28 protein-coding genes, 2 tRNA genes and 1 other RNA gene are annotated in these 23,600 nt (G+C 69.7%); 14 read left to right on the top strand and 17 right to left on the bottom strand.

Annotated features, from left to right (window positions below):
* Positions 1-68: 68 nt before the first annotated feature.
* From ACTMTF_RS33005 to ACTMTF_RS32995, 3 genes are read right to left on the bottom strand one after another with little or no spacing between them, the layout of a single operon-like run.
* Positions 69-599, bottom strand: coding sequence for a DUF5063 domain-containing protein (locus ACTMTF_RS33005; protein WP_397015692.1), 531 nt, complete (start codon positions 597-599; stop codon positions 69-71).
* On the bottom strand, positions 592-1,191 hold the full coding sequence (gene recR / locus ACTMTF_RS33000) for a recombination mediator RecR (protein WP_441114196.1): 600 nt from the start codon (positions 1,189-1,191) through the stop codon (positions 592-594). The genes ACTMTF_RS33005 and recR overlap by 8 nt, the downstream gene beginning before the upstream one ends.
* Before the next feature lie 3 nt (positions 1,192-1,194).
* Positions 1,195-1,545, bottom strand: coding sequence for a YbaB/EbfC family nucleoid-associated protein (locus ACTMTF_RS32995; RefSeq protein ID WP_101787598.1), 351 nt, complete (start codon positions 1,543-1,545; stop codon positions 1,195-1,197).
* Positions 1,546-1,866: 321 nt separating this feature from the next.
* Between ACTMTF_RS32995 and ACTMTF_RS32990 the strand changes: the two genes are divergently transcribed.
* Positions 1,867-3,297, top strand: coding sequence for a GAF domain-containing protein (locus ACTMTF_RS32990; protein WP_441114195.1), 1,431 nt, complete (start codon positions 1,867-1,869; stop codon positions 3,295-3,297).
* Positions 3,298-3,313: 16 nt separating this feature from the next.
* Here the strand turns inward: ACTMTF_RS32990 and ACTMTF_RS32985 are convergent, their stop codons facing one another.
* Positions 3,314-4,039 carry an alpha/beta fold hydrolase gene (locus tag ACTMTF_RS32985; RefSeq protein WP_441114194.1) on the bottom strand — a complete coding sequence of 242 codons (726 nt, stop codon included), beginning with the start codon at positions 4,037-4,039 and terminating at the stop codon, positions 3,314-3,316.
* Between the two features lie 126 nt (positions 4,040-4,165).
* Here ACTMTF_RS32985 and ACTMTF_RS32980 point away from each other — a divergent pair, with 126 nt between their 5' ends.
* Positions 4,166-5,086 (top strand): helix-turn-helix domain-containing protein, encoded by a 921-nt coding sequence (locus ACTMTF_RS32980; protein WP_441114193.1) that lies wholly within the window; start codon positions 4,166-4,168, stop codon positions 5,084-5,086.
* A gap of 324 nt (positions 5,087-5,410) precedes the next feature.
* Here ACTMTF_RS32980 and ACTMTF_RS32975 read toward each other — a convergent pair whose 3' ends face one another.
* Together ACTMTF_RS32975 and ffs are read right to left on the bottom strand one after the other, a co-directional pair.
* On the bottom strand, positions 5,411-8,059 hold the full coding sequence (locus tag ACTMTF_RS32975; protein WP_441114192.1) for a DNA polymerase III subunit gamma and tau: 2,649 nt from the start codon (positions 8,057-8,059) through the stop codon (positions 5,411-5,413).
* 30 nt (positions 8,060-8,089) lie between these two features.
* An RNA gene (ffs, locus tag ACTMTF_RS32970) (signal recognition particle sRNA small type) lies at positions 8,090-8,185 on the bottom strand.
* A gap of 118 nt (positions 8,186-8,303) precedes the next feature.
* Here ffs and ACTMTF_RS32965 point away from each other — a divergent pair.
* The 3 genes from ACTMTF_RS32965 (at position 8,304) to ACTMTF_RS32955 (ending at position 10,375) form a co-directional block, all read left to right on the top strand.
* A tRNA-Ser gene (locus ACTMTF_RS32965) sits at positions 8,304-8,391 on the top strand.
* Positions 8,392-8,402: 11 nt separating this feature from the next.
* Complete coding sequence (locus ACTMTF_RS32960) at positions 8,403-9,461, top strand: hypothetical protein (RefSeq protein WP_441114191.1); 1,059 nt, start codon at positions 8,403-8,405, stop codon at positions 9,459-9,461.
* A gap of 74 nt (positions 9,462-9,535) precedes the next feature.
* Entirely contained in the window at positions 9,536-10,375 is an 840-nt protein-coding gene (locus ACTMTF_RS32955; protein WP_441114190.1) for a class I SAM-dependent methyltransferase, read from the top strand.
* A 34-nt stretch (positions 10,376-10,409) separates the two neighbouring features.
* Here the strand turns inward: ACTMTF_RS32955 and ACTMTF_RS32950 are convergent, their stop codons facing one another.
* From ACTMTF_RS32950 to ACTMTF_RS32940, 3 genes are all read right to left on the bottom strand, one after another.
* Positions 10,410-11,177, bottom strand: a complete 768-nt coding sequence (locus tag ACTMTF_RS32950; RefSeq protein ID WP_441114189.1) for a phosphotransferase family protein — start codon at positions 11,175-11,177, stop codon at positions 10,410-10,412.
* A 30-nt stretch (positions 11,178-11,207) separates the two neighbouring features.
* Positions 11,208-11,960, bottom strand: a complete 753-nt coding sequence (locus ACTMTF_RS32945) for a DUF4097 family beta strand repeat-containing protein (protein WP_441114188.1) — start codon at positions 11,958-11,960, stop codon at positions 11,208-11,210.
* A gap of 78 nt (positions 11,961-12,038) precedes the next feature.
* Entirely contained in the window at positions 12,039-12,638 is a 600-nt protein-coding gene (locus ACTMTF_RS32940) for a LysE family translocator (protein ID WP_441114187.1), read from the bottom strand.
* A gap of 153 nt (positions 12,639-12,791) precedes the next feature.
* Between ACTMTF_RS32940 and ypfJ the strand changes: the two genes are divergently transcribed.
* From ypfJ to ACTMTF_RS32925, 3 genes are read left to right on the top strand one after another with little or no spacing between them, the layout of a single operon-like run.
* Positions 12,792-13,616: a KPN_02809 family neutral zinc metallopeptidase gene (ypfJ, locus tag ACTMTF_RS32935; RefSeq protein ID WP_441114186.1), complete on the top strand. Its 825-nt coding sequence runs from the start codon at positions 12,792-12,794 to the stop codon at positions 13,614-13,616.
* 48 nt (positions 13,617-13,664) lie between these two features.
* The gene (locus ACTMTF_RS32930) at positions 13,665-13,961 is read left to right on the top strand and encodes a type II toxin-antitoxin system VapB family antitoxin (protein WP_189137501.1); all 297 of its coding nucleotides are present in this window, start codon (positions 13,665-13,667) and stop codon (positions 13,959-13,961) included.
* A gap of 30 nt (positions 13,962-13,991) precedes the next feature.
* Entirely contained in the window at positions 13,992-14,393 is a 402-nt protein-coding gene (locus tag ACTMTF_RS32925; protein ID WP_441114185.1) for a TIGR03668 family PPOX class F420-dependent oxidoreductase, read from the top strand.
* 38 nt (positions 14,394-14,431) lie between these two features.
* Here the strand turns inward: ACTMTF_RS32925 and ACTMTF_RS32920 are convergent.
* The 4 genes from ACTMTF_RS32920 to ACTMTF_RS32905 form a co-directional block, all read right to left on the bottom strand.
* Positions 14,432-14,521: transfer RNA gene (locus tag ACTMTF_RS32920), tRNA-Ser, on the bottom strand.
* A 10-nt stretch (positions 14,522-14,531) separates the two neighbouring features.
* Positions 14,532-14,987 carry a tRNA adenosine(34) deaminase TadA gene (gene tadA / locus ACTMTF_RS32915; protein WP_441114184.1) on the bottom strand — a complete coding sequence of 152 codons (456 nt, stop codon included), beginning with the start codon at positions 14,985-14,987 and terminating at the stop codon, positions 14,532-14,534.
* A complete protein-coding gene (locus ACTMTF_RS32910; protein WP_441114183.1) occupies positions 14,984-15,457 on the bottom strand; it encodes a tRNA adenosine deaminase-associated protein in 474 nt (157 codons plus the stop codon). Before ACTMTF_RS32910 ends, tadA begins: the two co-directional genes overlap by 4 nt.
* 15 nt (positions 15,458-15,472) lie before the next feature.
* A complete protein-coding gene (locus tag ACTMTF_RS32905; protein ID WP_441114296.1) occupies positions 15,473-15,982 on the bottom strand; it encodes a tRNA adenosine deaminase-associated protein in 510 nt (169 codons plus the stop codon).
* 156 nt (positions 15,983-16,138) lie between these two features.
* Between ACTMTF_RS32905 and upp the strand changes: the two genes are divergently transcribed.
* The 5 genes from upp (at position 16,139) to ACTMTF_RS32880 (ending at position 20,137) form a co-directional block, all read left to right on the top strand.
* Positions 16,139-16,777 carry a uracil phosphoribosyltransferase gene (gene upp / locus ACTMTF_RS32900; RefSeq protein ID WP_441114182.1) on the top strand — a complete coding sequence of 213 codons (639 nt, stop codon included), beginning with the start codon at positions 16,139-16,141 and terminating at the stop codon, positions 16,775-16,777.
* Between the two features lie 132 nt (positions 16,778-16,909).
* A complete protein-coding gene (locus ACTMTF_RS32895; RefSeq protein WP_189137508.1) occupies positions 16,910-17,134 on the top strand; it encodes a hypothetical protein in 225 nt (74 codons plus the stop codon).
* A 251-nt stretch (positions 17,135-17,385) separates the two neighbouring features.
* A complete protein-coding gene (locus ACTMTF_RS32890) occupies positions 17,386-17,919 on the top strand; it encodes a PH domain-containing protein (protein ID WP_397015658.1) in 534 nt (177 codons plus the stop codon).
* A 96-nt stretch (positions 17,920-18,015) separates the two neighbouring features.
* On the top strand, positions 18,016-19,359 hold the full coding sequence (locus tag ACTMTF_RS32885) for a helix-turn-helix domain-containing protein (protein WP_441114181.1): 1,344 nt from the start codon (positions 18,016-18,018) through the stop codon (positions 19,357-19,359).
* 103 nt (positions 19,360-19,462) lie between these two features.
* Complete coding sequence (locus ACTMTF_RS32880) at positions 19,463-20,137, top strand: FadR/GntR family transcriptional regulator (RefSeq protein ID WP_441114180.1); 675 nt, start codon at positions 19,463-19,465, stop codon at positions 20,135-20,137.
* Here ACTMTF_RS32880 and ACTMTF_RS32875 read toward each other — a convergent pair whose 3' ends face one another.
* Complete coding sequence (locus ACTMTF_RS32875) at positions 20,138-20,974, bottom strand: SDR family oxidoreductase (protein WP_441114179.1); 837 nt, start codon at positions 20,972-20,974, stop codon at positions 20,138-20,140.
* 1 nt (position 20,975) lies between these two features.
* On the bottom strand, positions 20,976-21,275 hold the full coding sequence (locus tag ACTMTF_RS32870) for an antibiotic biosynthesis monooxygenase family protein (protein ID WP_441114178.1): 300 nt from the start codon (positions 21,273-21,275) through the stop codon (positions 20,976-20,978).
* A gap of 63 nt (positions 21,276-21,338) precedes the next feature.
* Here ACTMTF_RS32870 and ACTMTF_RS32865 point away from each other — a divergent pair, with 63 nt between their 5' ends.
* Positions 21,339-21,791: a MarR family winged helix-turn-helix transcriptional regulator gene (locus tag ACTMTF_RS32865; RefSeq protein ID WP_441114177.1), complete on the top strand. Its 453-nt coding sequence runs from the start codon at positions 21,339-21,341 to the stop codon at positions 21,789-21,791.
* On the opposite strand, the gene dnaN is transcribed toward ACTMTF_RS32865, so the two are convergent.
* Together dnaN and ACTMTF_RS32855 are read right to left on the bottom strand one after the other, a co-directional pair.
* On the bottom strand, positions 21,774-22,871 hold the full coding sequence (gene dnaN / locus ACTMTF_RS32860) for a DNA polymerase III subunit beta (RefSeq protein WP_441114176.1): 1,098 nt from the start codon (positions 22,869-22,871) through the stop codon (positions 21,774-21,776). The genes ACTMTF_RS32865 and dnaN overlap by 18 nt on opposite strands.
* 65 nt (positions 22,872-22,936) lie before the next feature.
* Positions 22,937-23,590, bottom strand: coding sequence for a response regulator (locus ACTMTF_RS32855; protein ID WP_441114175.1), 654 nt, complete (start codon positions 23,588-23,590; stop codon positions 22,937-22,939).
* Between the last annotated feature and the right edge of the window lie 10 nt (positions 23,591-23,600).

The following is a 23,600-nucleotide window of genomic DNA, read 5'->3' as shown; positions in this document are numbered from 1 at the left end:
GACTGTGAGCTGCCAGTCTACTTGGGCTGTCTCATGCCACTCAGGTCTAGACCACTATGTGGACGCCCCTAGGCGGTGGTGGCCTCCTCCGCCACGTCCAGCCGCGAATGCGCGGCCAGGGCCTGCAGCGCGCGCATGGCCGCGCCCGCGTGGTTGCCCCAGGTGTTGAAGTAGGAGTATTGCCACCACCACAGGGCCTCGTGCGGCCGGCCCGCCTGATAGTGGCGCAGCCCGTGGATGAGGTCGGCGGCGACCGCCGTCAGGTCGTCCGAGAGCCGGTAGGGCGTCACGGAGGTGTCCTTGTACGGATCGAACACCTCGGCGTAGTCGTCCACCGCCTCCAGCAACTCGCCCAGCGCCGTGCGCACCCCGTCGATGTCGGGATCCTCGCCCAGCGGGGGCTCGTAGTTGCCGGAGAGGATCACGTCCTGGTTGGCGCCGAGCTTGGCTCCCGCCAGGCTCACCTGCGCCACCTCGACGAGGAGCAGCGACCAGATGGCGTCGCCCCCCTCGCCGCCGGCCACCCTCGCCAGGCCGTCCACATAGTTCTGGGCGTGTCCGGCGATCTCCTCCGCCAGGGCGCTCCACTCGTCAGACATCCAGCAGCCTCCGTCCCTCGAACGCGCGGCCCAAGGTCACCTCGTCGGCGTACTCGAGATCACCGCCGACAGGCAGACCGCTGGCCAGTCGTGTCACTTTCATGCCCATCGGTTTGACCAGACGGGCCAGGTAAGTAGCCGTCGCCTCACCCTCAAGGTTGGGGTCCGTGGCGAGGATGAGCTCCGTGATCCGGCCGTCCGCCAGCCTGGTCATGAGCTCACGAATGCGCAGGTCCTCGGGACCGACGCCGTCGATCGGGCTGATCGCGCCGCCGAGGACGTGGTAGGTGCCGCGGAACTCGCGCGTCTTCTCGATCGCGACGACGTCCTTGGACTCCTCCACCACGCAGATCACGTGCGTGTCGCGGCGCGGATCGCGGCAGATGCGGCACTCCTCCTCGGCCGCCACGTTGCCGCACGTCCGGCAGAACCGGACCTTCTCCTTGACCTCCAACAGCGCGTGCGCCAGCCGCTTGACGTCGGCAGGATCGGCCGCCAGCAGGTGGAACGCGATTCGCTGCGCGCTCTTGGGACCGACGCCGGGCAACAGGCCCAGCTCGTCGATCAAGTTCTGGACGACCCCTTCGTACATCGTCTAAAACCCTGGCAACTGGCCGAGGCCGCCGCCGCCCAGGCCCTGGGCCAGCGGACCGAGCTTCTCCTGCTGCAGATCGGCCGCCGCCCTGACCGCGTCGCGCACGGCGGCGATCACCAGATCGGCGATCGTGTCGGCCGTGTCCTGCGGGTCGGCGGCGTCGATGACGCTCGGATCGATCTTGAGCTCGAGCAGCTCGCCCGAGCCGTTGACGACGGCCGTGACCAGGCCGCCGCCGGCCGAGCCCTCGATCTGCGCGTCGTTGAGCTCCTGCTGGGCGCTCACAAGCTGCTGCTGCATGAGCTGTGCCTGCTCCAGCAGCTGCTGCAGGTTGACATCCCCTGGGTTCACCGTCGTGCGCTCCTCGTGGCTCCGGTTCTTGACTGCCACGAGCCTACGGTGTTTGTGCCTCGTCATGTACTGGGGGCATACAGGTGTTTCGCACGGCTCCGGTCTGGCCGGGTCCCGGCCCCCCTCCAGTGCCCGAGACCCGGCCGCACGTCGACCGGAGCGGCCGCACCACGCCGACGCGTTGCACCGGAACGCTAGCCACGAGAACGTTGCACACACGTTGCGATGATTCAATCACCCTAAGCAATCCCCCGAACGGGTTGCGCAGGCAGGCCCGCACCACGGATGCTCGCCATAGGCGTTGATTACTTGGAGTGGCCGATGAGTTACGCTCACCTTGACGCATACTCCCGCCTTCTGCGCACGGCGCACGAGACGGTGACGTCAGAGGCACTGACGCCCACCGTGCCCCGCAGGCTGATCAGCGCGTCCTGGCGACGCTCCTTGGCCGCCGGCATCGATCCCGACGCCACGGCCGCCCCCCTCGCCTACGGCCCCGCCCACCTTGACCAGGTACGCGAGTCCCACCCGCTCCAGCCGCTGCTCCCCCTGCTCACCCAGACGCTCCAGCAGGCGGCCAACGACAGCGAGCACATCATGGTCGTGACCGACGACCAGGGCCTGGTCCTGTGGCGCGACGGCCACCCCACCACCCTGAGCCGCGCCGACCGCGTGGGCCTCGCCGATGGGCACCGCTGGTCCGAGGACACCGTCGGCACCAACGGCATCGGCACCGCCCTCGCCACCCGGCGGCCGGTGCACGTCTACTCCGAAGAGCACCTCATGCGTGTGCTGCACATCTGGTCGTGCAGCGCCGCCCCGATCACCGACCCGGAGACCGGTCGGATCCTCGGCTGCGTCGACGTCAGCGGCACCGCCCCCAGCCTCCACCCCGCCACCATCGCCCTGGTGGGCGCCACGGCCAGGCTGGCCGAGACCCAGCTCACCTTGCACATGCACGAGCGCGACGAGTCCCTGCGCCGCCGCTACGAGTCCGCGCGCTGCGGCTCGGCCATCCTGCTCTCCCCCAGCGGCCGCGTCATCGCCGGCGACCCGGCCGGCCACCTGGGCGACCGCATCGAACTGCCCGCCACCGGCGAGCGCATGATCCTCCGCGACGGCCGCGTGGCGCTCCTGGAGCCCTACTCCGACGGCTACCTCCTGTGCCCCACCCCCGACGCCCCGCCGCCCCCGCTCACCCTCAGCCTCCTCGGCGACGGCCCGCCTTCGGCCGTCCTCAGCGGTCGCAAGCTCCCGCTCTCCCTCCGCCACGCCGAGATCCTCGCCCTGCTCGCCCTCCACCCGCGCGGCCTGACCGCCGAGCAGCTCTCCTTCCACCTGTACGGCGACGACGGCAACCCGGTCACCATCCGAGCCGAGATCCACCGCCTGCGCGCCCAGCTCGGCGCCGCGATCGACGCCAAGCCGTACCACCTGACCTCTCCCGTGGAAGCGGACTTCCTGGACCTACGCCGCCTGCTGACGGCCAACGACCCCGCCTCCCTGGCCCGCGCCTACCCCGGCCCCCTGCTGCCCCGCTCAGAGTCCCCCGAGATCCGCCGCGAACGGGACGAGCTCGAAGTCCAGGTCCGCACCTGCCTCCTCCAGCGGGGCTCCCCCCAGGACCTGTGGGCCTACGCCCAGACCGCCAACGGCCGCGAGGACTTCCAGGTCCTCGAACGCATCATCAGGGCCCTCCCCCCGGCCGATCCCCGGGCCGCCGCCGCCCGCGCCCGCCTCCGCACCAGCTAGCGGCTCGCCCGGCCGGTCAGCCCAGCTTGAGCAGGAGGTCGGTGAGCTCGGCCGGCACAGTGATCATGCAGTCGTGGCCGGTCGCCAGCTCCCACACCTGTGCCGGGTCGCCGTTGGGCTGGATCGCGGGCACGGGCCGACGGGTGATGCCTTCCGGCACGCCGGCGGTGCAGTGGATGTGCGCCCGTGGGATCGCGTTCACGGCCGGGTTGTCCAGCCGGACCGGCTGCTGGAGGCAGCGCACCGGCTGATCCGACAGCATCGCGCGCAACCAGGCGACATCCGCCGGGTCGGTCACCCCGAACAGGCCGAAGGGCGGCGGCCTCTCGGGGAGCGGCGGCACCCGCCAGCCGGTGCCGGACTTCACGGCGAGGTCGATCAGGGTCTGGGTCACGGGCTGGGCATCGACCGCGCTCTCGCCGTCCTCCGGGACCATCGCGTCGAGGTAGACCAAGCGTGCGATCCGATCCGGGACCTGGTTGGCCACGGACGAGATGACCAGCCCGGCGTAGCTGTGTCCCACCAGGACCACCTCGGTGAGGTCCTCCTCGGTGATCAGACTGACGATGTCGTCGACGTGGGTGTCGAGCCCCACCTCGGGGCCGAGCAGATGCGCCTTGTCGCCGTACCCGGTCAGCGACGGCGCGATCACCCGATGTCCGGCCGACGCCAGCAACGGGACCACCCGCTCCCAGCACTGCCCGCTATGCCAGGCACCGTGGACCAGCAGATATGTTGACATGATTCGCTCCTTTTCGATGGGCCGCAGACCACGCTGCCGCCCGTGCTCCACCGGAGCCAGAGCCCCCGCGATCCTGGGGGTGACAGGACCAGGCACCCACCCGGTCGCGCGAACTACGGTGGAGAGATGCGCGACGAACCGAACCCGCTGGGCGACTACGTGCGTGCCCGCCGTGAGCTCGTCACCCCCGAGCAGGCCGGCATCCCCGTTCTGGGGCTACGGCGCGTGCCGGGCCTGCGGAGGGAAGAGGTCGCGATGCTCGCCGGCATCAGCGCCGACTACTACCTGCGCCTGGAGCAGGGCCGCGACCGCAACCCCTCCGTGCAGGTCCTGGAGTCCCTCGCCCGCGTGCTGCGACTCGACGACGACGCGACGGCGTACCTGCTACGCCTGGGCGCCGACAAACCCCGCCGGCGCCGACGCCGGCCCCGGAAGGAGACCGTCCCTCCCGGCATCACCCAGCTCGTCGCCACGCTCCCGCTTCCCGCCTACGTCGAGGGCCGCTACTTCGACGTCCTGGCCGCCAACGCCCTGGCGACCGCCCTGTCACCGCGCCTCGTGGCGGGAGGCAACCGCCTGCGGGACATCTTCCTCGACCCCGCCGAGCAGGCCCTCTACCCCGACTGGGAGAGCGCCACCGGGGGCATGGTCGCGGGCTTCCGCGACTCCGTCGGCACCGACACGGACGACCCCCGATTCATCGAGCTCGTCGGAGAGCTCTCCCTCGCCAGCCCCCGCTTCAGCCGCCTCTGGGCCCGCCACGACGTAGAGGCGTGCGAAGGCGCCCCCAAGCGCATCGACCACCCCCAGGTCGGTGGCCTGCACCTGCACCGGGAGAGGCTGGGCATCGGCGGCGCGCCCGGCCGGACGCTCGTCATCTACCACCCGGGCCCCGGCACCGACAACGCCGACAAACTAGCCCTCCTCGCCTCCATCACCCAGACACCGCCCACACCTCAGCGCACGACCCCCCACGACCAGGCGGGAGCGGCCGACCGGGACGAGCCGGCGGCCGAGGACAAGCCGCAGCCGGCTCCCGGACGGTGACGAGGACCTTCAGCGCGGTTCCGAGCAGAAACGAGGTCGTCGGCAAGCCCGACAGCAGCGGGCGATACGAACCGGGGACCTGCATGCCCACCCGAGCCGTCCGGCACCTCCGGTCAACGCCATGCGCTCGCACCTTCACCCGAAGAACCGTCCATGGCGAAAAGCGTCCGAGATCAACGATCTCGCCGCAGCGTGCGGCGTCAGGCGTGGTCGATCTCGCCCTGACATGAGGCGCGAGTGGGGTCGTCCCACTCGCCGTGATCGGAGATCGGCGATCCCGCAGTGCCCAGAGGTGTCAGGAATCGTCCGTATTGCCGTGAGGCGTCAGTGGTCGATTTCGCCGATCACCTGGGCACCCAGCTCACGCTGGAGAAGGGCCATGCCCGATGCCGCGTCGACATCGGCGCCCGCGTCGTTCAGCGGGTCGACGTCGTCGGCGTAGGCGTTCTTGCCACGGCCCGGGACGGCGTCCGGCCAGGCCGGAGAGCCCTGGGAGCCCTGGGGGGTCTGGGAGGGTGCCTTGCGTGCGCCGGCCACGCGGGGACCCGCCTGGGCGGCGGCTCTGGCGGCCGAACGGGCGGCGGCCAGGCCGGTGCCCGGCGCCGCTCCCCCTCGGGGCCCCGCACCCGCCGACGCCTGGGTGGGGTCGGGTGTGGGAGGCGACCCCGGCCCGGGATCGTCAGGGGCGGACGGCCAGGACTCGTCCGTCGTCTGAGGGCCGCCCGACGACGAAGGACCGGTCGAACGAGCCTCGTCCATCGCCGTACGGCTCCGCGCCGGCGACGCCGCACCGTCGGCTTGAACGGCGACACCCTGAGGCGTCTGCACCGCGACGCCACCATCGGCCTGCGTCCCCACGCTGCCGGACTCCCCCGAACCGGACGCCGTACCGGACAGCCCCGAACCGGGCCCCGCACCGGATGGCCCCGCACCCCAGCCAGACCCCGCGCCGGGCTGCTCTCCTTGCGGGTCTGCCGAAGCGCCCGTGTGGCCGTCTGCCGCACCACCCTGGCCCGCATGGGCATCCGAGGATGAGCGTACGGAACCACCCGAATGCGGCCCGGCCGGACCGCCCGGATGCGTACCCGAAGGTCCACCGGGATGCGGCCCCGCGGGCCCGCCCGAGTGCGGACCCGACAGACCGCCCGAAGGCCCCCCGGAGTGCGGCCCGGACTGGGGACCGCGTGAGATCTGCTGCGGCGCGGAACCTCCGCCCACCACCGCCTCGACCCGCCAGGTGCCGCCGAGCACGTCGCCCAGCGCACTGGCCACCACGGCGTCCTTGCCGCCGCCGGTGAAGTTCTTCATCGCGCCGACCTGCAGGAAGCCGAGCGTGACCACGTTGCCTTCGACGCCCACCACCTGGGCGTTGGTGCTCACGTTAGACCAGGCCGCGATGCTGCGCTGCTTCAGCGCGGCCAGAACCACCGGCCACTGCTGCTGGATCGTGGCCGTACCACCCGCCGTGACACCGGACGGGGCGTGAGCGGGTGGCGCGGCAGGGGCCGGCTGCGCCGCCGGAGCCCCGGGACGAGCCGTCTCGGGCCAGTCGTCAGCCGCCCGCCGCGCCTGGGTGTCCGCCCCCGAGGGGTCGAACGCCTGCCCGCTCGGGGTGTTGACGGTGGCACCGTGGGCAGCCGCGGCCTGGCCATCCTGTCCGGCAGGCGCGCCGGAACCGGCCTGCGCACCAGAAGCATCCTGTACGGCTCGCGTACCGGGACCATCCTGAGCGGCAGGCGTACCAGGACCTGCCTGCACGGCTCGCGTACCGGGACCTGCCTGTGCGGCGGCTGAGCGGGCGGCCATGTGCGCCACGGCGCCGCCGCGTTCGAGGCGCTCCAGGCGGACGAGCAGGGCGGCCTCGCCCTGCGCGGCCGCCGGGAGCAGGACGCGGGCGCACATGAGCTCCAGCAGGAGGCGCGGCGAGGTGGCGCCGCGCATCTCGGTGAGGCCGTTGTTGAAGATCTCGGCGGCGCGGGTGAGCTCGGCGGGCCCCATCGAGGCGGCCTGCTGGACCAGCCGCTCCAGCTCGTCGGCCGGGCGGTCGAGCAGGCCGCTGGAGGCCGCCTCGGGGACGTTCGCGAGGATGACCAGGTCGCGGAAGCGCTCCAGGAGGTCGGCGGCGAAGCGGCGAGGGTCGTGGCCGCCCTCGATGACCCGGTTGACGGCGTGGAAGACCTGGGCGCCGTCGTGCGCGGCGAAGGCGGCGACGACCTCGTCCAGCAGGTCGCCGTCGGTGTAGCCGAGCAGCGAGACGGCCTTGGCGTAGGTGATGCCCTCGTCGTCGGCCCCGGCGAGGAGCTGGTCCAGGATGGACAGCGAGTCACGCGCGGATCCGGCGCCGGCCCGGACGACGAGCGGCAGCGCGGGCGGCTCGAACGGGACGCTCTCCGAGGAAAGGATCTCCTCCAGCAGCGCGCGGAGCGTCGCGGGCGGCATCAGCCGGAACGGGTAGTGGTGGGTCCGCGACTTGATGGTGCCGATGACCTTTTCCGGCTCGGTCGTCGCGAAGATGAACTTCAGGTGCGGCGGGGGCTCCTCGACGAGCTTGAGCAGCGCGTTGAAACCCTCGCGGGTCACCATGTGCGCCTCGTCGATGATGTAGATCTTGTAGCGCGCGGACACCGGCGCGAAGAAGGCCCGCTCCCGCAGGTCACGCGCGTCGTCGACACCACCGTGGGAGGCGGCGTCGATCTCGATCACGTCGAGGTGGCCGGGCCCGGTCGGGCCGAGCGCGACACAGGACTCGCAGACGCCGCAGGGGTCGGGCGTGGGGCCCTGCTCACAGTTGAGCGAGCGGGCCAGGATGCGGGCGCTGGAGGTCTTGCCACATCCGCGGGGACCGCTGAACAGGTAGGCGTGGTTGATGCGGCCCGTGCGCAACGCCTGCCGCAGCGGGTCGGTGACGTGTTCCTGGCCCTTGACCTCCGCGAAGGTCCCGGGCCGGTACTTGCGGTAAAGCGCAAGGCTCATGCGACCATCCCGCCTGCGAGGGGCTCCCAACGAAGAGACCCCTCGCACACCCGCCAGAGCCCGCTTATCCTTGCTGCCTTCCGGCCCTGGGGAGGTTCACAGGATGACGCCGCGCGAGGGGTCCTTCCACAGTCTAGCGGGACACGGCAGTGCTCGCTCCAGCCCTTCGCGACGGGAATCTCGTACGGCTTGCGGCGGGAAATGATGGTCACCACACCTCTGGAAGTCCGGTAAGCTCATCGACGGAGGATTCGCCTAGTGGCCGAGGGCGCACGCTTGGAAAGCGTGTAAAGGGCAACCTTTCGGGGGTTCAAATCCCCCATCCTCCGCCAGTTCAGCAGGGGTGCGCCGTGATCACGGCGCACCCCTGCTGGCGTTCTGGTCTCAACGGATGAACTGCTCGGCTTCGAGCTTCCGTTCGGTGAACCGGAGGGTAGGCGGGCAACGTCATCAACGTGTGAAGCCCCTTCATTGGAGCGGCATCGTCCTGGCGGCGGTCCTGCTTCTCGCCGCGGTCGTCCTGGTTCCGGGCATGGTCGGCGAGCCCGCGCCGCCGGTGCCTGCTTCGTGTCCGCAGCGATGGGACAGCGACGAGATCGGCCACTGGGTGCCGGCCGCCGCCGGCCTCGACGGAGTCGAGGACTCGCTCGTCCCCGGTACGCCCACGAGCGCGTTGATCTGCGCCTACCCCGGGCTGAACTCGAATCCGGGCGGGGAGTCACTCGCCGGATCACGGATCTTGACCGACCAGGCCAAGTCGATGGCCTACGACCTGGGCTACCTTCCGGTCACCACCGATCGCCTCGAGAAACTCTGCACCGTGGTGGGCGGGCAGATGACCAACTACCTCATCCGGTTCGCCTACCCCGACGGCCAGGCGTTGTGGGTGGGCAGCGCCGAAGAGGTCAACTCCTGCGTCACGACCACCAATGGCACGGTCGTCAGCGATTCGTACGTCGGGCCCAGCATCACCGCTGCCTACCGCACCGGCACCTGGGCACTCCTCCCGCCGAAGGACCCTTGCGACCCGGCGACCCGACGGCGGGGACAGAATGAGCAGATGGTGCCCGATGGGGCGATCAAGGTGCTGATCTGTCGAGATGGCCTCAATGGGAACTCCACACCCCGCCCATCTCGCGGGCTGGAGCATGGAGAGCAGCAGGCGCGCGAGCTGGCAGCGGGGCTGAACTCGCTGGACGCCGAACCGGGCGGGAACACGTGCCAGGAAGTCGGCGGTGGACGACGGGAGCCGTTCCTTCTGCAATTCGGCTATGCGGAGGGACCGCCGGCCTGGGTGCGCATCCTTTCCCATTGCCGGCCTTCGGTGAACAACGGGGCGCTGGTAGGGGATCTGGACGACGCACTTCTTGATCGGGTACGGCGACTGGCGCCGCCTGCCTGACGCCCCGCCGGATAGGCGATCACGCCGCTGGAAATGATCAGGGCATCGCTTCGCCAGATCGCTAGGCTACGACGATGGACCGCGTGACCGAGGTGCCCGAAGATTCTGCGACACGGCGTTCTGCCCGGGGTTCGGCCGCGACCCGCGCTGCGGATCCGGCCCGGGTGAATGACTACGACGGCTTCGCCGAGGCGTACTCCGCGGAGACCGAGAACAACATCTTGAACGCGCACTACGCCCGGCCCGCGATCGTCACGCTCGCCGGGGATGTGACCGGTCGCCGGATCCTGGACGCCGGTTGCGGCTCAGGCCCCCTGTCCGCTGCCCTACGCGACCGCGGTGCCGTCGTCACCGGCGTCGACGCCAGCGCCGGGATGCTGGCGTTGGCCAGGCGGCGGCTCGGTGACGACACGGACCTGCGCGTGGTCGACCTCGGCGACCGCCTGCCGTTCGCCGACGGGGCGTTCGACGACGTGGTCGCGTCGCTGGTGCTGCACTACCTGGAGGACTGGGCGCCGACGCTGGCCGAGATGCGGCGCGTGCTCAGGCCCGGCGGCCGACTGATCGCGTCGGTGCACCATCCTTTCGTGGACTACATGATCCAGAGTCCTCGGCCCGACTATTTCGCGACCACCAGCTACACCGACGCATGGACGTTCAACGGACGGTCCTTCCCGATGACCTTCTGGCGCAGGCCGTTGCACGCGATGACCGATGCCTTCACCACCGCCGGGTTCCGCCTTGCCGTCATCAGCGAGCCGCAACTCGACCCGGCCGTCCGTGAGCTGTTCCCCGACGAATTCGATGACTTCTCGGGAAAACTCAGCTTCCTGTTCTTCGTTGCCGAAGTGCCGCCGTCTGCTGCGGGCTCGGACGCCCAGCTACCTGCTCGCGGTCCTCGCCCTGCTCAGTAGCCAGGTGAGGTATTGCAGAGCTGGAGGGAGGCATCTACAGCAGAGCCGACATCCGCTTCGCCTGATCGGCCCGGGTGTCCCCGCGAGTCCGCAGCAGCCAGTACAGCGCGAGCAGGCGACGGCACTCGGTGAGTCTGCCAGCCTCCTCAGCGGTCAGGTCCAGGCGCTCCAGTACGGCGGTCATGCCGGCGGGGCCGTCGCGCCAGACCGAGATGTGCTCGATGACCTCGGCCAGTTCGAAGGCACGGTCGCTGCGGCCGGAGTACTCGAAGTCGATGACGCGGACATCGGTTCCGTCCCACAGGTAGTTGGCCAGGTTCCCGTCGCCGGTGCCGAACACCGGAGTGCCGGGCCGCGCCAGCAGCTCCTCCAGCCTCGGCTGTTCCACCCAGCTCGCAGCCTGGCCGAGCACGTCAGCGACCGCAGGGTCTCCGTCGGGATGAACCGTCGCGGACCAGGTTCGTACTTGCCGGAGGAGTTCGACCGGATGTCCGGCACGCGCCGGCACCCGCTCCAGCACGGGCCGAGGAATCGCGTGTTGGACTCTCGTCACGGCCCCGGCCAGGGCGTCGGCCATGTGCCCGCCGATCGGTCCACGTACGGCGGCGCCGGCGAGCCTGGACATCACCACGGTCGGCGGGTCGGCGTCCGGCTCGGCGCTCACCGGGGCGGGCGCCAGCCCAGGCACGTACGCGTGGAGCAGCTCCAGGGCTCGCCATTCCCGCTCGGGCTGGTCATGGCCGGTCGATCCGTATCGCTTGATCACCACATCCTGCCGCAGCTCGATCTCATGATCTCCCACACGCTTTCCTCTCTTGCCGAGACCCCGGGATCAGGAAGGCAGGATGGCGATGTCGCCGGAGTCACTGGTCAGGGTGAGCGAGCGCGGGGCCGAGGGGTCGTGAACGGTGTTCAGTTGCTCGTTGCCGGAGTCGGTGGTGGACACGACGTTGTACGGGCCTTCGGGCACCCGTACCACGGTCTTGCCCGAGTCCGTCGACGTCTCGACCTTGTCGGGCGGGGCGGCGAAGGCGAGGGTGATGGCGCCCGAGTCCGTCGACGTCTCCACCTTGCCGGGCCGGGCGGCGAAGGCGAGGGTGACGGCGCCCGAGTCGGTCTTGGAGACGACCTGCTTGCCCATGAGCCCGTCGGCCTCGATCGCGGCCGAGTCGGTGGTTGCCTCGACGTCGCCGGACAGATCCCGCAGCGTCACCTTGCCCGAGTCGCTGACGGTCTTGACGCGCAGCCCCCGGGGGATCTCGACCTGGTAGCCGACGTCGCAGTTGCCGGCCATCCAGCCACCGGGGCAGGTGAAGGTGAGCACCAGGGTGCCGCCCCGCGTCTCGTGGGTGGTGGTGGGCTTCCTCTTCTGCCAGGTGAGGTGCTCGGTCACGTGGATGCCCGCCCGGGCGGACTCGATCACCTCGATCTGGCCCGAGTCGGTCTCGACCTCGATCGCGGTCACCTTGTCCGCGACGTCGTAGGACGCCGTGTCACTGTTGACGGGCCCGGCGAGACCGCATCCCGTCAACAGCGCCGCGAGCGCCAGCGATCCCGCGACCACACCTGATCTCCGAATGCTCATGGCACCGAGTCTCCTGCAAGGCGGCCGGAGCAGCGTCCGGGACGACCCTGAAACCTCCCTGAGTGCCTATCCAGAGGGCTAGGCCGTCGTGAGGGCCTTGGAGCGGTCGGTGGCGAGGTGGACGGCCATGCCGCCGAGCACGGTGCCCATGAAGTAGCGCTGCGCGCGCACCCACAGCGGCCTGCTGGCGAGGAAGGCGGCCAGGCCACCCGCCGAGATGACGATCAGGCCGTTGACCAGGGTGCCGACGGCGATCTGCGCCGAGCCGAGCACCAGGCTCTGCAGCAGGACATGGCCCATGGCGGGGTCGATGAACTGCGGCAGCAAAGACAGGTACAGAATTGCGATCTTGGGGTTCAGCAGGCAGGTGAACAGGCCCATGGCGAACAGCCTGCGGGCCGGCTCGACAGGCAGCTCGCGGGTCTCGAACGCCGAGGTGCCGCCCGGCTTGACCGCGTTCCAGGCGAGCCAGAGCAGGTAGGCGGCGCCGGCGAGCTTCAGTGCGGTGTACGCGGCCGGCACGTAGGCGAAGATGGCCGTCAGGCCCAGGCAGGTGGCCGTCAAATAGGTGGTGAAACCCAGGAAGACGCCCATGAGCGAGATGAGCCCCGCCTTGCGGCCTTGGGTGATCGACCTGGAGACCAGGTAGATCATGTTCGGCCCTGGTGTGAGAACCATGCCCAGAGAGACCAGGGCGATCCCTAACATTCCACCCGTCATATCGGCATATTAAGGGCAAGCCTTGACTGAGCCCTTGGCCGGGGCCAGAGGCATTCCGACCTCCCTTTCGGGGAAGTCGCCACCTGGCAACCCCAGCGGAAGGGACACGCCATGGACTTCAGGGACGACGTCAACCTCGACTCCTCACAGGTCGAGGATGCCGGCGGAGGAGGCGGCGGCAGGTTCCCGCGCGGCGTGATCATGGGTGGCGGAGGCATCGTCAGCCTGATCGCGCTCGTCCTGGTCTTCGTCCTGAACAACGTGGGCGGCGGCGTCGAACCCGCCCAGCGACAGCCCCCGGCGAACCTGGCCGAGCGGTGCCAGACGGGCAAGGACGCCGACCAGACGGAGAAGTGCCAGGTCGTGGGCGTGGTCAACAGCATCCAGGACTACTGGAAGACCGAGCTGCCGACCTACCGCCCGGCCAAGACCGTGCTGTACTCGGGCGGCGTGCGCACCGCGTGCGGGGCCGCCGACTCCTCCGTCGGCCCCTTCTACTGCCCCGGCGACCGGCGCGTCTACCTGGACCTGAGCTTCTTCGACCAGCTGCGGAGCCGGTTCGGCGCCCAGGGCGGCCCCTTCGCGCAGGCGTACGTGATCGCCCACGAGTACGGCCACCATGTGCAGAACCTGCTCGGCGCCCTGGAAGGCGGCAGTTCGGTGGCGGTCGAGCTGCAGGCCGACTGCTACGCGGGCGTGTGGGCCAAGAACGCCTACGAAGGCGGTTTCTACGAAAAGCCGTTCACCGACACCGAGATCGCCGAGGCGCTCGACGCGGCGGCCGCCGTGGGCGACGACCGGATTCAGGGGCGCAGCGGTGGCAGGGTCGATCCCGAGTCGTTCACGCACGGCAGCTCGAAACAGCGCGTGGCCGCCTTCCAGCGCGGATACGCAACCGGAAATTCCGCCGGATGCACGGCCGACGAGCTGGTTTGATCTCCGCCGAGAACGCAAGTAATCGAAATCACGCCTAAAATCAGTGGGGTGATCTTCAAGCTCGTCGGCGACGGACGCCCTTATCCCGAACACGGCACGTCCAACCGCGAGTGGGCCCAGATACCCCCGCGGCAGGTCCGGCTCGACTCCCTGATCACCACCAAGGCCATGCTGGACCTGCACTCGCTGCTCGCCGCCGACTCCACCTTCTACGGCGACCTGTTCCCCCACGTCGTCCAGTGGCGGGGCGAGCTCTACCTTGAGGACGGCCTGCACCGGGCACTGCGCGCGGCCCTGCACCAGCGCTCGATCCTGCACGCCAGAGTTCTCGAACTGCCGAGCTGACCCGAAACCGCTCGCGGTTCAATGGCATCCATGGACCAGGCAACCGCTCGCGAACGTTTCGTAGCGGCGCGGACGGCCACGCTCGCCACCGCGGACACGGCCGGGACCCCGCATCTCGTGCCGATCGTGTTCGCCGTGGACGGGGACGTGATCGCGTTCGCCGTCGACCACAAGCCGAAGACCACCACGCACCTCCGGCGGCTGCGAAACATCGCCGAGAACGACCGCGTCTGCCTGCTGGTCGACCACTACGACGACGACTGGTCACGCCTGTGGTGGGTCAGAGCCGACGGCCGGGCCGCCATCGCCGGGGATCCCGCTCGATGGATCGAGCGGCTGGCGGATCGTTATGAGCAGTATCGGGACCGGCCGCCGGAGGGGCCTGTCGTCACCATCACGGTCGACAGGTGGCGAGGATGGTCGGCTCAGTGAACGAAAAGGGCCCCCGAGAGATCGGGGGCCCTTTCGGGTGGCGGTGGTGGTGGGATTTGAACCCACGGATGAGTTGCCCCATCACACGCTTTCGAGGCGTGCGCCCTCGGCCACTAGGCGACACCACCGTCGACGAGCTTACCGGATCCGCCGAGTGGCGAAGAACTTCTTGAGAACCGCGGAGCTCTCCTCGGCCAGCACGCCCATGACGACCTCGGGGCGGTGGTTGAGCCTGCGGTCCCTGACGACGTCCCAGAGCGAGCCGACGGCTCCCGCCTTGTCGTCGACCGCGCCGTACACGATCCTGTCGATCCTCGACTGGACGGCGGCTCCCGCGCACATGGTGCAGGGTTCGAGCGTGACGACGAGCGTGCAGCCGGTCAGCCGCCACTGGCCGCGCCGCCGGGCGGCCTGCCTGAGGGCGAGCACCTCGGCGTGCGCGGTGGGGTCGGCGGCGCTCTCGCGGTCGTTGCCGGCGGCGGCGAGGACCTCGCCGAGCGGGCCGAGCACCACGGCGCCGACGGGCACCTCGCCCCTGGCTCCCGCGGCGGCGGCCTCGTCCAGGGCGAGACGCATCGCGTCCGCGTGGTTCACCGCAAGCGGTCGAGCTCGTCGGCGAAGGACAGCCGCTCGGCCAGCACCGAGAGGATGTCGGCCGGCAGCATCCCTTCCTCCATGCTCAGCTCCAGCAGCTCCTCGGAGGTCACGCCCAGGTCGCTGAGCAGCTCGAAGTCGCCTGCCGGGCGCACGCCGAGCTCGGTGGCCTCCTTGTCGGGAGCCACGCCCGCGAACTCGGCGAACAGCTCGCCGAGGTGGTCGGAGAGGATCGCGTGGGCGTCGGAGAGGAACACGCGGGGCTCGTCGTCGCCGCGGTAGCGGACGATGGAGAACCACTCGTCCTCCACCTCGACGCAGAGCAGCGCGAGCTCGTCGCCGGCCAGGCCGAGCGCCTCGACCACGGCGTCGCCGAAGTCGTCGACGATCTCGGAATCACGCAGGTCGACCTCGGCGCCGCTCCAGCCGCCGGAGGTCTTGACGAAGGCCGCGGAGAAGGTGTTCGCCATGTGCGCTCCAGGGGGTCAGTCGAAGACCGATTCGATGGCCCGCTCGAACGGCTCGGAGAAGCCGAGCCGTGCGGCGATGCTGGACAGCACCTCGTCGGGCAGCAGATCGACGTCGCCGGAGAGAATGCCCAGCTCCATCTCGTCCAGTCCGAGGTCAGCGAAGATCGACAGGTCGCCGGCGGGCAGCGCGGTGTCCTCGTCCTGGAGGATCTCGTCGAGCTCGTCCTCGTCGGGAATTGGCACGTCGAGGTAGTCGAGAACCTGTTCGGCCAGCGGGAAATCCCACGACGCGGCGATGTCGGAGAGGAAGACATCGACCCGTTCGCCGAGTACGCGCAGCGCCACGAAGAACTCATCCCCCACGGCGACCAGGCCAATCGTGCCGCTCTCGCTCGGCTGCTGACGCAGGGCCTTGATCAGCCCGTGCAGATCGGACGTGAGCGCGGCAGGCAGCAGCTCGGCGTCCCAGCAGTCGTCCTCGAGATAGACCACGATGGCGAAATCAAGTGCGTCTTCGTCTGTCATCGCGATCCCCCACACCCGACCCTGTCAGTACAGAGCCTCTTCGGTTTCCAATCGTTCCAGACCTGACCGGCCGGCGCGTGCCCCTCCGACCAAATTGTGATCAAAACAGCGGACGCATCGTGTCGGTACGTTCCACACAAGATAGCGTTGTCCTTTATGGAAACCCTCGTCGTCGACCATCCGCTCGTGGCTCACAAGCTCACCGCGCTGCGCGATGTCCGCACCGACTCGCCCACTTTCCGCCGGTTGGCGGACGAGTTGGTGACGCTGCTGGCGTACGAGGCCACGCGAGATGTACGGGTCGCCGACGTGACCGTGGAGACCCCGGTGGCCACGGCCAACGGCGTGCGGATGGCCAAGCCGTACCCACTGGTCGTCCCGATCCTGCGTGCCGGGCTGGGCATGCTCGACGGCATGACCCGGCTGCTGCCCAAGGCGGAGGTCGGGTTCCTGGGCATGGTGCGCAACGAGTCGACGCTGCAGGCCGAGACGTACGCCACCCGGCTGCCGGACGACCTGTCGGGGCGGCAGTGCTACGTCGTGGACCCGATGCTGGCCACGGGCGGCACGTTGTCGGCGGCGGTGCAGTTCCTGTTCGACCGGGGGGCGGTCGACGTCACCGCCCTGTGCCTGCTCGCCGCGCCTGAGGGCCTGGCGCACATGGACGAGGTGTTCGCCAACAGCGGCAAGCCGATCCGGGTGGTGACGGCCGCGCTCGACGAGCGGCTCAACGAGAACGGCTACATCGTGCCGGGCCTCGGCGACGCGGGGGACCGCCTCTACGGCGTGGCCTGACAGGCCCTTTTCCATCACGCGGAGCACCCTCTTCGTTACATACTGTGTTTGCATGGGTACGAAGAGCGAGGAAGGCAACTTCCGCTGGTGGGGGAGCAGGATGAGCGTTTGTCCGATCGCCGGGGTGTTCTCGTGAACGATCGCACCGAGGCGGATCCGAATCCGTACGCGGAAGTGGAGACGGCGCTTCGCGAGGAGTTCGCGGGCGTCCACTCCGCTGCCACCGTAACGCGCTGCGTGGACGCGGCGCACTACGGCGCGCTGGAGGTCACAGGCTACGCGCATCCGAGTCTCGTCGAGCGGATCGCGCGCAAGCATCTCCACGTTCTGGCCCTGGTGGCCAGCGAACGTGGCTAGGCAAGATCGAAACTAGCTCGCGATGCCACCTTTACCCGGGCTCCAGGGTGGGTAATGTATATGGCGGGCGGAGTGGGTAAGTGTACGGAGGCGACAGTGCAGGTCAAAAAAGTCCTGACATACGGTGGTGTCGCGTTTGTCGCGTACTACCTGTTCGCACGACCATCTGATGCCGCTGACGCGGTCAGAGGGGCGTTCGACACCGTGTTCAACGCGGCAGACTCACTGGCTCAATTCGTGAACCAACTCGCATGAGACTTGTGACCCACGGGGACTCTGCTCCGTCGTCGGTCAACCGTTACCTCCTCCCCCACGAACAACAGGTCATCATGGTGCGGCGTCACCCCGCCGTGCTGCTGCGTCCGATCGCCGAGGTGTTCGGCGGCCTGATCATCGCCGGACTGCTCAGCAGGTTCTTCGGCGGAAGCGCGGGGGGTGGCACGGCTCTCGTGGTCGTGTGGTGGCTCTGGTTGCTGCTATTGATCCGTTTTGTCTGGAAAGTCGCGGAGTGGTCGGTCGACTACTTTGTGGTTACCTCGAAACGGATGCTCTTGACCACGGGCCTCATCACGCGCAAGGTCGCGATGATGCCGATCGGAAAAGTCACCGACATGAGCTTCCAAAGATCTCTGGTTGGGCGCATGCTCGGTTACGGAGAGTTCATCCTCGAGTCCGCGGGTCAGGACCAGGCCCTGTCGAACGTCGAGTACATTCCGTATCCGGAGACCCTCTACCTGGAGGTCTGCCAGATGCTTTTCCCAGGCAAGGACGACGGCGACGATTAATCTCCGCTTGGAGAATTCTTCACGCGGGGATACCCGATTCGGCTACTTCATGCAATCATTGCGTGTTGTTGACCCTTCCCCGCCTTGAGAGATGAGATGCCGAGTCAGGGAACCATCGGTGACCGCGTCCGAGGATTGCGGCTGAACAGGCGCATGTCGCAGGCCCAGCTGGCCGGACCCGACCTGTCGGACAGTTATGTCTCGCTCATTGAGTCGGGTAAGCGCACACCGACTCCCGTCGTCGCACGGCTCCTCGCCGAAAGGCTGGGGTGCACCACCGAGTTCCTCCTGCACGGGATCGAGCCTCGGCAGCGCATCGACACCGAGCTCGGCCTGCGTCACGCGGAGCTTGAGCTACAGCACGGCGATCCCGGCGTGGCCGCCGAGCGCTACACGGAGATCGTGAAGGCGGCCGACGAGGACAACGCCATGCTCACGGCGCACGCGCGACTGGGCAGAGCGCGTGCCCTGGAGGCGCAGGGGCGGCTCGGCCAGGCGGTCGAGGCGTTCGAGCGCCTGCGCAGGGAGGCCGCCGCGCACCCCGAGCGCCTGGCGGACCTGCCGCTCACCGTCGCGCTGAGCCGCTGCTACCAGCGGGCCGGCGACCGGCTGCGGGCCCGTGACCTAGCCTGCAAGGCGCTGGAGCAGGCCGAGCAGATGTCCATCACCCAGGGCGAGATCGCCATCGACCTGGCCGCCGCGCTGGTCGTGGCGCGCGGCGACCGTGAGGGGCAGTCCGCCGAGCTCGCGTATGTCAAGAAGGTGCTGGACGTCGCCGGGGTTCCTGAAATTGTGGACCGTTCCGGAGAGATTCACGCGCTCTGGCAGGCGAGCAGCGCGGCGGCCGCGGGCGACGACTCCGCGCTGGCCGTGCGGCTGGCCGACGACGCCGTCAACGCCGGCCGTCAGGAGCGGCTCGCGCTACAGCTGGCCAGGACCGCGATGCACTGGGCCCGACTGGAGAGCGCTCCCCTGAGTGAGGCGGAGCGGCTGTCCGGCGCCGCGGCGCACACGTTCGCCACGGCCACGGGCAGGGAGCGCGAGCACGGCGAGAGCCTCATCGTGCGCGCCAGGGTCCAGCTGCGGGCCGGCGACGCCGCGCTCGCGGGCAAGCTCGCGGGCGAGGCCCTCGCCCTGCTGCCCGACGCTCCCGGCACGGCCCCGGCCGAGGCCAACCTGGTGCTCGCCACGGTCGCGCTCGGTCTGGGCGGCGACCCGGCCACGCACCTCGGCAAGGCCCGCACCCTGCTGGCCGACCGCGACCGGCAGGTGTTCGGCTCCGACCGGCCGGCCGCCCGCTGCTGGCGCGAGCTCGGCGACCTGTACGGCCAGGTGGGAGATCGCACCCAGCAGACGGCCGCCTATCGCAAGGCCCTCGAAGCCGCCGGGGTCCGCTCGACGATGGCCGGGCTCACGGTCGACGCCCCACTTTCCCACTGACCTCCGGGGGGCTCCAGGCCGTCTTCTTCATGCCTGGAGTAGACTAGGGTTCTCCAGTCATTGACTCATAGGATGATTGGTTTCCCCCGGAGGAGGCGCGACTGTGAGTCTGCGTACAGCGCAGCGGGCTTCGCTGGTTGATCAAGTGATCGACCAGCTCAAGGAGCAGATCACCTCAGCGTCGTGGCCGATGAACGGCAAGATCCCGACCGAGACCGTGCTCGCGGAGCAGCTAGGGGTCGGACGTAACACCGTTCGCGAGGCCGTGCGCGCGCTCACTCATGCCGGGCTCCTGGAGTGCCGGCAGGGTGACGGCACCTACGTCCGCGCCACGAGCGAGCTCTCGGGGGCCATGCTCAGGCGGCTGCGGCAGGCCGAGCAGTTGGAGATCCTGGAGGTGCGGCGGGCTCTTGAGATCGAGGCCGCTCGCCTGGCCGCCACCCGGCGCACCGACGAGGACATCGTCCTCATCGAGGCCGCGCTCGCCCAGCGGGACAAGGCCTGGGAGGCCGACGACCCCGACCTCTTCGTCGAGGCCGACCTGGCCTTCCACATGGCCGTCGCGCACGCCACGCACAACTTCGTGCTCATCGACCTGTACGAGGACTTCTCGGCCGCGCTGCGGGCCAGCATCACCGCGGCGGGCACCTCGCTCAACAAGAGCTACATCCCGCACGACGCGATAGCCCGCGCCATCGCCGCCGGCGACGCCACCGCCGCGGAGCGGGCCGGCCACGCGTGCATGGAGCACATCCTCATCGCCCTGACCGACGCCTAGTCACGAGCGCAGCCGCTCGGCGTGGTCGGCGGCGAAGTCCTCGAACGTGCGGGCCTGGTGGCCGACCACCTGCGCGAAGTCGGGGGTGGTGTAGTCGCCCCAACCGGACGCGTACGCCTGGGCGTACTCGACGTTGACCTCCGCCTGCCACTCCGGGAGGCCCGCCGTGAGCATCGCCTGGTGAGCCGCCTCCGGCGACACCGGCTCGTAGCCGATGGGCGTGCCGTGGACGCGGGTCAGCCGGGCGGCCGCCTCGCGCAGGGAGATGCTCTGCGGGCCGGTGATGGTGTAGGTCCTGCCGTGGTGAACCGCCGGATCGCTCAGCACCTCGGCGGCGAACTCGGCGATGTCGCGGACATCGATGAAGCCGATCCGGCCCTCTCCGGTGGGGCCGTAGAGCGTGTCGCCGCTCACCGAGCCGAAGAGGTTCTGCATGAAGAACGCCGGTCGGATGATGGTCCAGCCGAGCCCGGAGGCGGCGAGTTCGGCGTCTGACAGCGCGTGCAGGCGGCCGTTGCGTGTGGGGGCGTCGTGGGCGGCGCCGATCGCCGACATGCGCACGATGTGCCGCACGCCGGCCTGGCGGGCCGCCCATACGGCGTTCATGCTCGCATGCGGCGCCTGGGGGCCCATCGCGGTCAGCAACCACAGCACGTCCACGCCCTTGAACGCCTCCCGCAACGTCTGTGGCCGGTCCAGGTCGCCGACCGCGACCTCGACGCCGGCGGGCGCTTTTGCGGCATCGCGGACCAGCACCCGGACGTCGTCCGTGCTGGGCAGGGCGCGCAGGAGTGCGCCGGAGACGTTCCCGGTGGCACCGGTGATCAAGGTGGTCATGTCAGATCTCGCTCTCATGCGTGGTGCCCTCTTCCGTGGACACCACCTCGGCGATCAGGTCGAAGAAGGCGCGGATACCCGGCAGGTTGGCCCCCTTGGCCCGGGAGGCGGTGAAGTCGTCCGGCGATCGCCACTCCACGACGTCGAGCCACTCGCCGTCGGGCAGGCGGACCAGCCGGGCGCCGAGGAAGCCGGCGCGGTCGGCCCGGAAGTCCGCGATCATGCCCGGTCGTGCCGCCAGTAGCTGGTCAGCGCGCTCGGGAGGCACCCGGAAGCGGGTGAGTTCTACCGTTGTCGTCATACGAGCAGAATATGGTAAGAAATAGTGACAGTCAAAATTAGTGACCATTTGGAGGACGTGGCCGTGCGCCGCAGTGAACGTAAGCAAGCCGATCCCGACCTCGGCATCCTGAGCGGCCGCACGCTGTTCGGCCTGCAGAAGGAGCTGTTCACCACCCTCGCCGAGCAGGGGCATCCGGAGCTCAGGCCGCGCCATGGGGCCGTGCTCGCCTATCTGGACGAGCAGGGCAGCAGGGCCACCGATCTGGCCGCGCAGTCAGGCCAGCACAAGCAGGTCATCGGGACGCTGGTGGACGAGTTGGTCGCGCTGGGCTACGTGGAGCGGCAGCCGGACCCGGCCGACCGCCGGGCCAAGCTGGTCGTGCCCACGGCGAAAGGGCTCGACGAGATGGCCCGCTCGGACGCCATCGTGGCCGCCATCGAGGAGCGGCACGCGCGGGCCGTGGGCGAGGAGGCCTACGCGGAGTTCAAGCGGGTCTACAGGCTGGTGGCGGGGCGGTCAGCTCAGCCGCAGTGACATCACCAGATAGCGGAAGGCCGGCTCGGCGTCGCCGGGAACGTCCTGGATCAGGGCCGGCCTGGTCGGCGACTCCATGTTGAGGCGGGCCAGCTCGCTGTCGATGCCGGTCAGGCCGTCGAGGAGGAACTGCGACTGGAAGGCGATCTGGATGTCGTCGCCGCGCAGCTCGCACTCGACCACCTCGGCGCCGCGGCCGATGTCGCCACCGCCCGCCTGGATCAGCACCTGCCCCTGGCTGAACGACAGCCTGATGGCGGTGTTGCGCTCGGCCACCAGCGCCACCCGCTTGATGGCGGCCACGAACGGCGCCACCCGCACGTCGGCCCTGATCGACCAGTCGGCGGTCAGCCGGGTGCGGTAGTCGATGAACTGCTCGTCGAGCAGCCGGACCGTGGTGCTGCGGCCGACGCTCTCGAACCCGGCCACACCGTCGCCCAGCGCCACCGACACCTCGCCGCCACGCAGTGACTTGGCCACCTCCACCAGCACCCGGGCGGGCACCATGGCGGAGATCGAGGTGTCGGGGCCGACCGGACGCCAGGCGAAGTCGCGGGCGGCGATGCGATAGCGGTCGGTCGCGGCCATCGTGATCGAGTCGCCGTCGATGTCGACCCTGATGCCGGTGAGCATGGGGAGGGTGTCGTCGCGGCTGGACGCCGGCGCGACCTGCCCGACGGCCAGGGCGAAGACGCCGCCGCCGATCGCGCCGATGCTCGGCGGCATCGTGGGCATGGTCGGGAAGTCCTCGACGGGCATGGTGATCAGGCCGAACTCGGCGCTGCCGCAGGTGAGCACCGCCTCGGACCCTTCGGTGACGATCTCGACGTCATCGGCCGGCAGGCTCCGGCTGATCTCCGCGAGCAGCCGGCCGGGGATCAGCACGCTGCCCGTCTCGGCCACGTCGGCGTCGACCGTGGCGCGGGCCGAGACGTCGTAGTCGAACGCGGACAGGCTCAGCTCCTCGCCCGCCTCCAACAGCAACCCGGACAGCACCGGCGTCACAGGGCGGCTGGGCAGGACCCTGGCGGCCCACGCGACCGCCTCGGCCAGGACATCGCGGTTAACCCGGATTTTCACCTGATCCACCCTTTCTCTCGGCGTGCCCTCTAGAAAATAGCCGAGAGCACCGACAAGAGTCCTCCTCAGCGACTGTTGAGGTAGGCGAGAACGGCCAGCACCCGGCGGTTGTCGTCGTCGGAGGGGGCCAGGCGGAGCTTGCCGAAGATGCTGGCCGTGTGCTTGGCCACGGCGCTCTCGCTGAGGTAGAGGCGCTGCGAGATGGCGGCGTTGGAGCGCCCTTCCGCCATGGCTTCAAGCACCTCCCGCTCGCGCGGCGTGAGCGCGGCCAGCGGCTCGTGCGCGGCGTTGCTGGCCAGCAGCTTCGCGATCACCTCCGGGTCCATCGCGGTGCCGCCCGCGGCGACCCGCCGGACCGCGTCGATGAACTGCTCGGCGTTGAACACCCGGTCCTTGAGCAGGTAGCCGATCGCGCCGGAGCCGTCGGCCAGCAACTCGCGGGCGTAGAGCTGCTGGACATGCTGGGAGAGCACCAGGATCGGCAGGCCGGGCACCACCTTGCGGGCGGCCAGCGCGGCCTGCAGCCCTTCGTCGGTCAACGTGGGCGGCAGCCGTACGTCCACGATGGAGACGTCGGGGCGGAGCTCCAGCAGGCCCCTGAGGAGCTCCGGGCCGCTCTCCACGGCCGCGACCACCTGGAAGCCGTGCGCCTGCAGCAGGTGGACCAGCCCTTCTCTGAGCAGGTAGAGGTCCTCGGCGATGAGCACGCGGAGGGGCACGTCGTGCACC

Origin of the sequence: Nonomuraea sp. ZG12, from assembly GCF_052068115.1 — a bacterium.
GTDB lineage: Bacteria > Actinomycetota > Actinomycetes > Streptosporangiales > Streptosporangiaceae > Nonomuraea.
This window is presented reverse-complemented; position numbering and strand designations above follow the sequence as displayed.

Bases quoted from the DNA above. Each gene is read 5' to 3' on its own strand.
- ACTMTF_RS33005 (WP_397015692.1), bottom strand. From the start codon at position 599: ATGTCTGACGAGTGGAGCGCCCTGGCGGAGGAGATCGCCGGACACGCC.
- recR (WP_441114196.1), bottom strand. From the start codon at position 1,191: ATGTACGAAGGGGTCGTCCAGAACTTGATCGACGAGCTGGGCCTGTTG.
- ACTMTF_RS32990 (WP_441114195.1), top strand. From the start codon at position 1,867: ATGAGTTACGCTCACCTTGACGCATACTCCCGCCTTCTGCGCACGGCG.
- ACTMTF_RS32985 (WP_441114194.1), bottom strand. From the start codon at position 4,039: ATGTCAACATATCTGCTGGTCCACGGTGCCTGGCATAGCGGGCAGTGC.
- ACTMTF_RS32980 (WP_441114193.1), top strand. From the start codon at position 4,166: ATGCGCGACGAACCGAACCCGCTGGGCGACTACGTGCGTGCCCGCCGT.
- ACTMTF_RS32975 (WP_441114192.1), bottom strand. From the start codon at position 8,059: ATGAGCCTTGCGCTTTACCGCAAGTACCGGCCCGGGACCTTCGCGGAG.
- ACTMTF_RS32955 (WP_441114190.1), top strand. From the start codon at position 9,536: ATGGACCGCGTGACCGAGGTGCCCGAAGATTCTGCGACACGGCGTTCT.
- ACTMTF_RS32945 (WP_441114188.1), bottom strand. From the start codon at position 11,960: ATGAGCATTCGGAGATCAGGTGTGGTCGCGGGATCGCTGGCGCTCGCG.
- ACTMTF_RS32940 (WP_441114187.1), bottom strand. From the start codon at position 12,638: ATGGTTCTCACACCAGGGCCGAACATGATCTACCTGGTCTCCAGGTCG.
- ypfJ (WP_441114186.1), top strand. From the start codon at position 12,792: ATGGACTTCAGGGACGACGTCAACCTCGACTCCTCACAGGTCGAGGAT.
- ACTMTF_RS32925 (WP_441114185.1), top strand. From the start codon at position 13,992: ATGGACCAGGCAACCGCTCGCGAACGTTTCGTAGCGGCGCGGACGGCC.
- ACTMTF_RS32910 (WP_441114183.1), bottom strand. From the start codon at position 15,457: ATGGCGAACACCTTCTCCGCGGCCTTCGTCAAGACCTCCGGCGGCTGG.
- ACTMTF_RS32905 (WP_441114296.1), bottom strand. From the start codon at position 15,982: ATGACAGACGAAGACGCACTTGATTTCGCCATCGTGGTCTATCTCGAG.
- upp (WP_441114182.1), top strand. From the start codon at position 16,139: ATGGAAACCCTCGTCGTCGACCATCCGCTCGTGGCTCACAAGCTCACC.
- ACTMTF_RS32890 (WP_397015658.1), top strand. From the start codon at position 17,386: ATGAGACTTGTGACCCACGGGGACTCTGCTCCGTCGTCGGTCAACCGT.
- ACTMTF_RS32885 (WP_441114181.1), top strand. From the start codon at position 18,016: ATGCCGAGTCAGGGAACCATCGGTGACCGCGTCCGAGGATTGCGGCTG.
- ACTMTF_RS32875 (WP_441114179.1), bottom strand. From the start codon at position 20,974: ATGACCACCTTGATCACCGGTGCCACCGGGAACGTCTCCGGCGCACTC.
- ACTMTF_RS32870 (WP_441114178.1), bottom strand. From the start codon at position 21,275: ATGACGACAACGGTAGAACTCACCCGCTTCCGGGTGCCTCCCGAGCGC.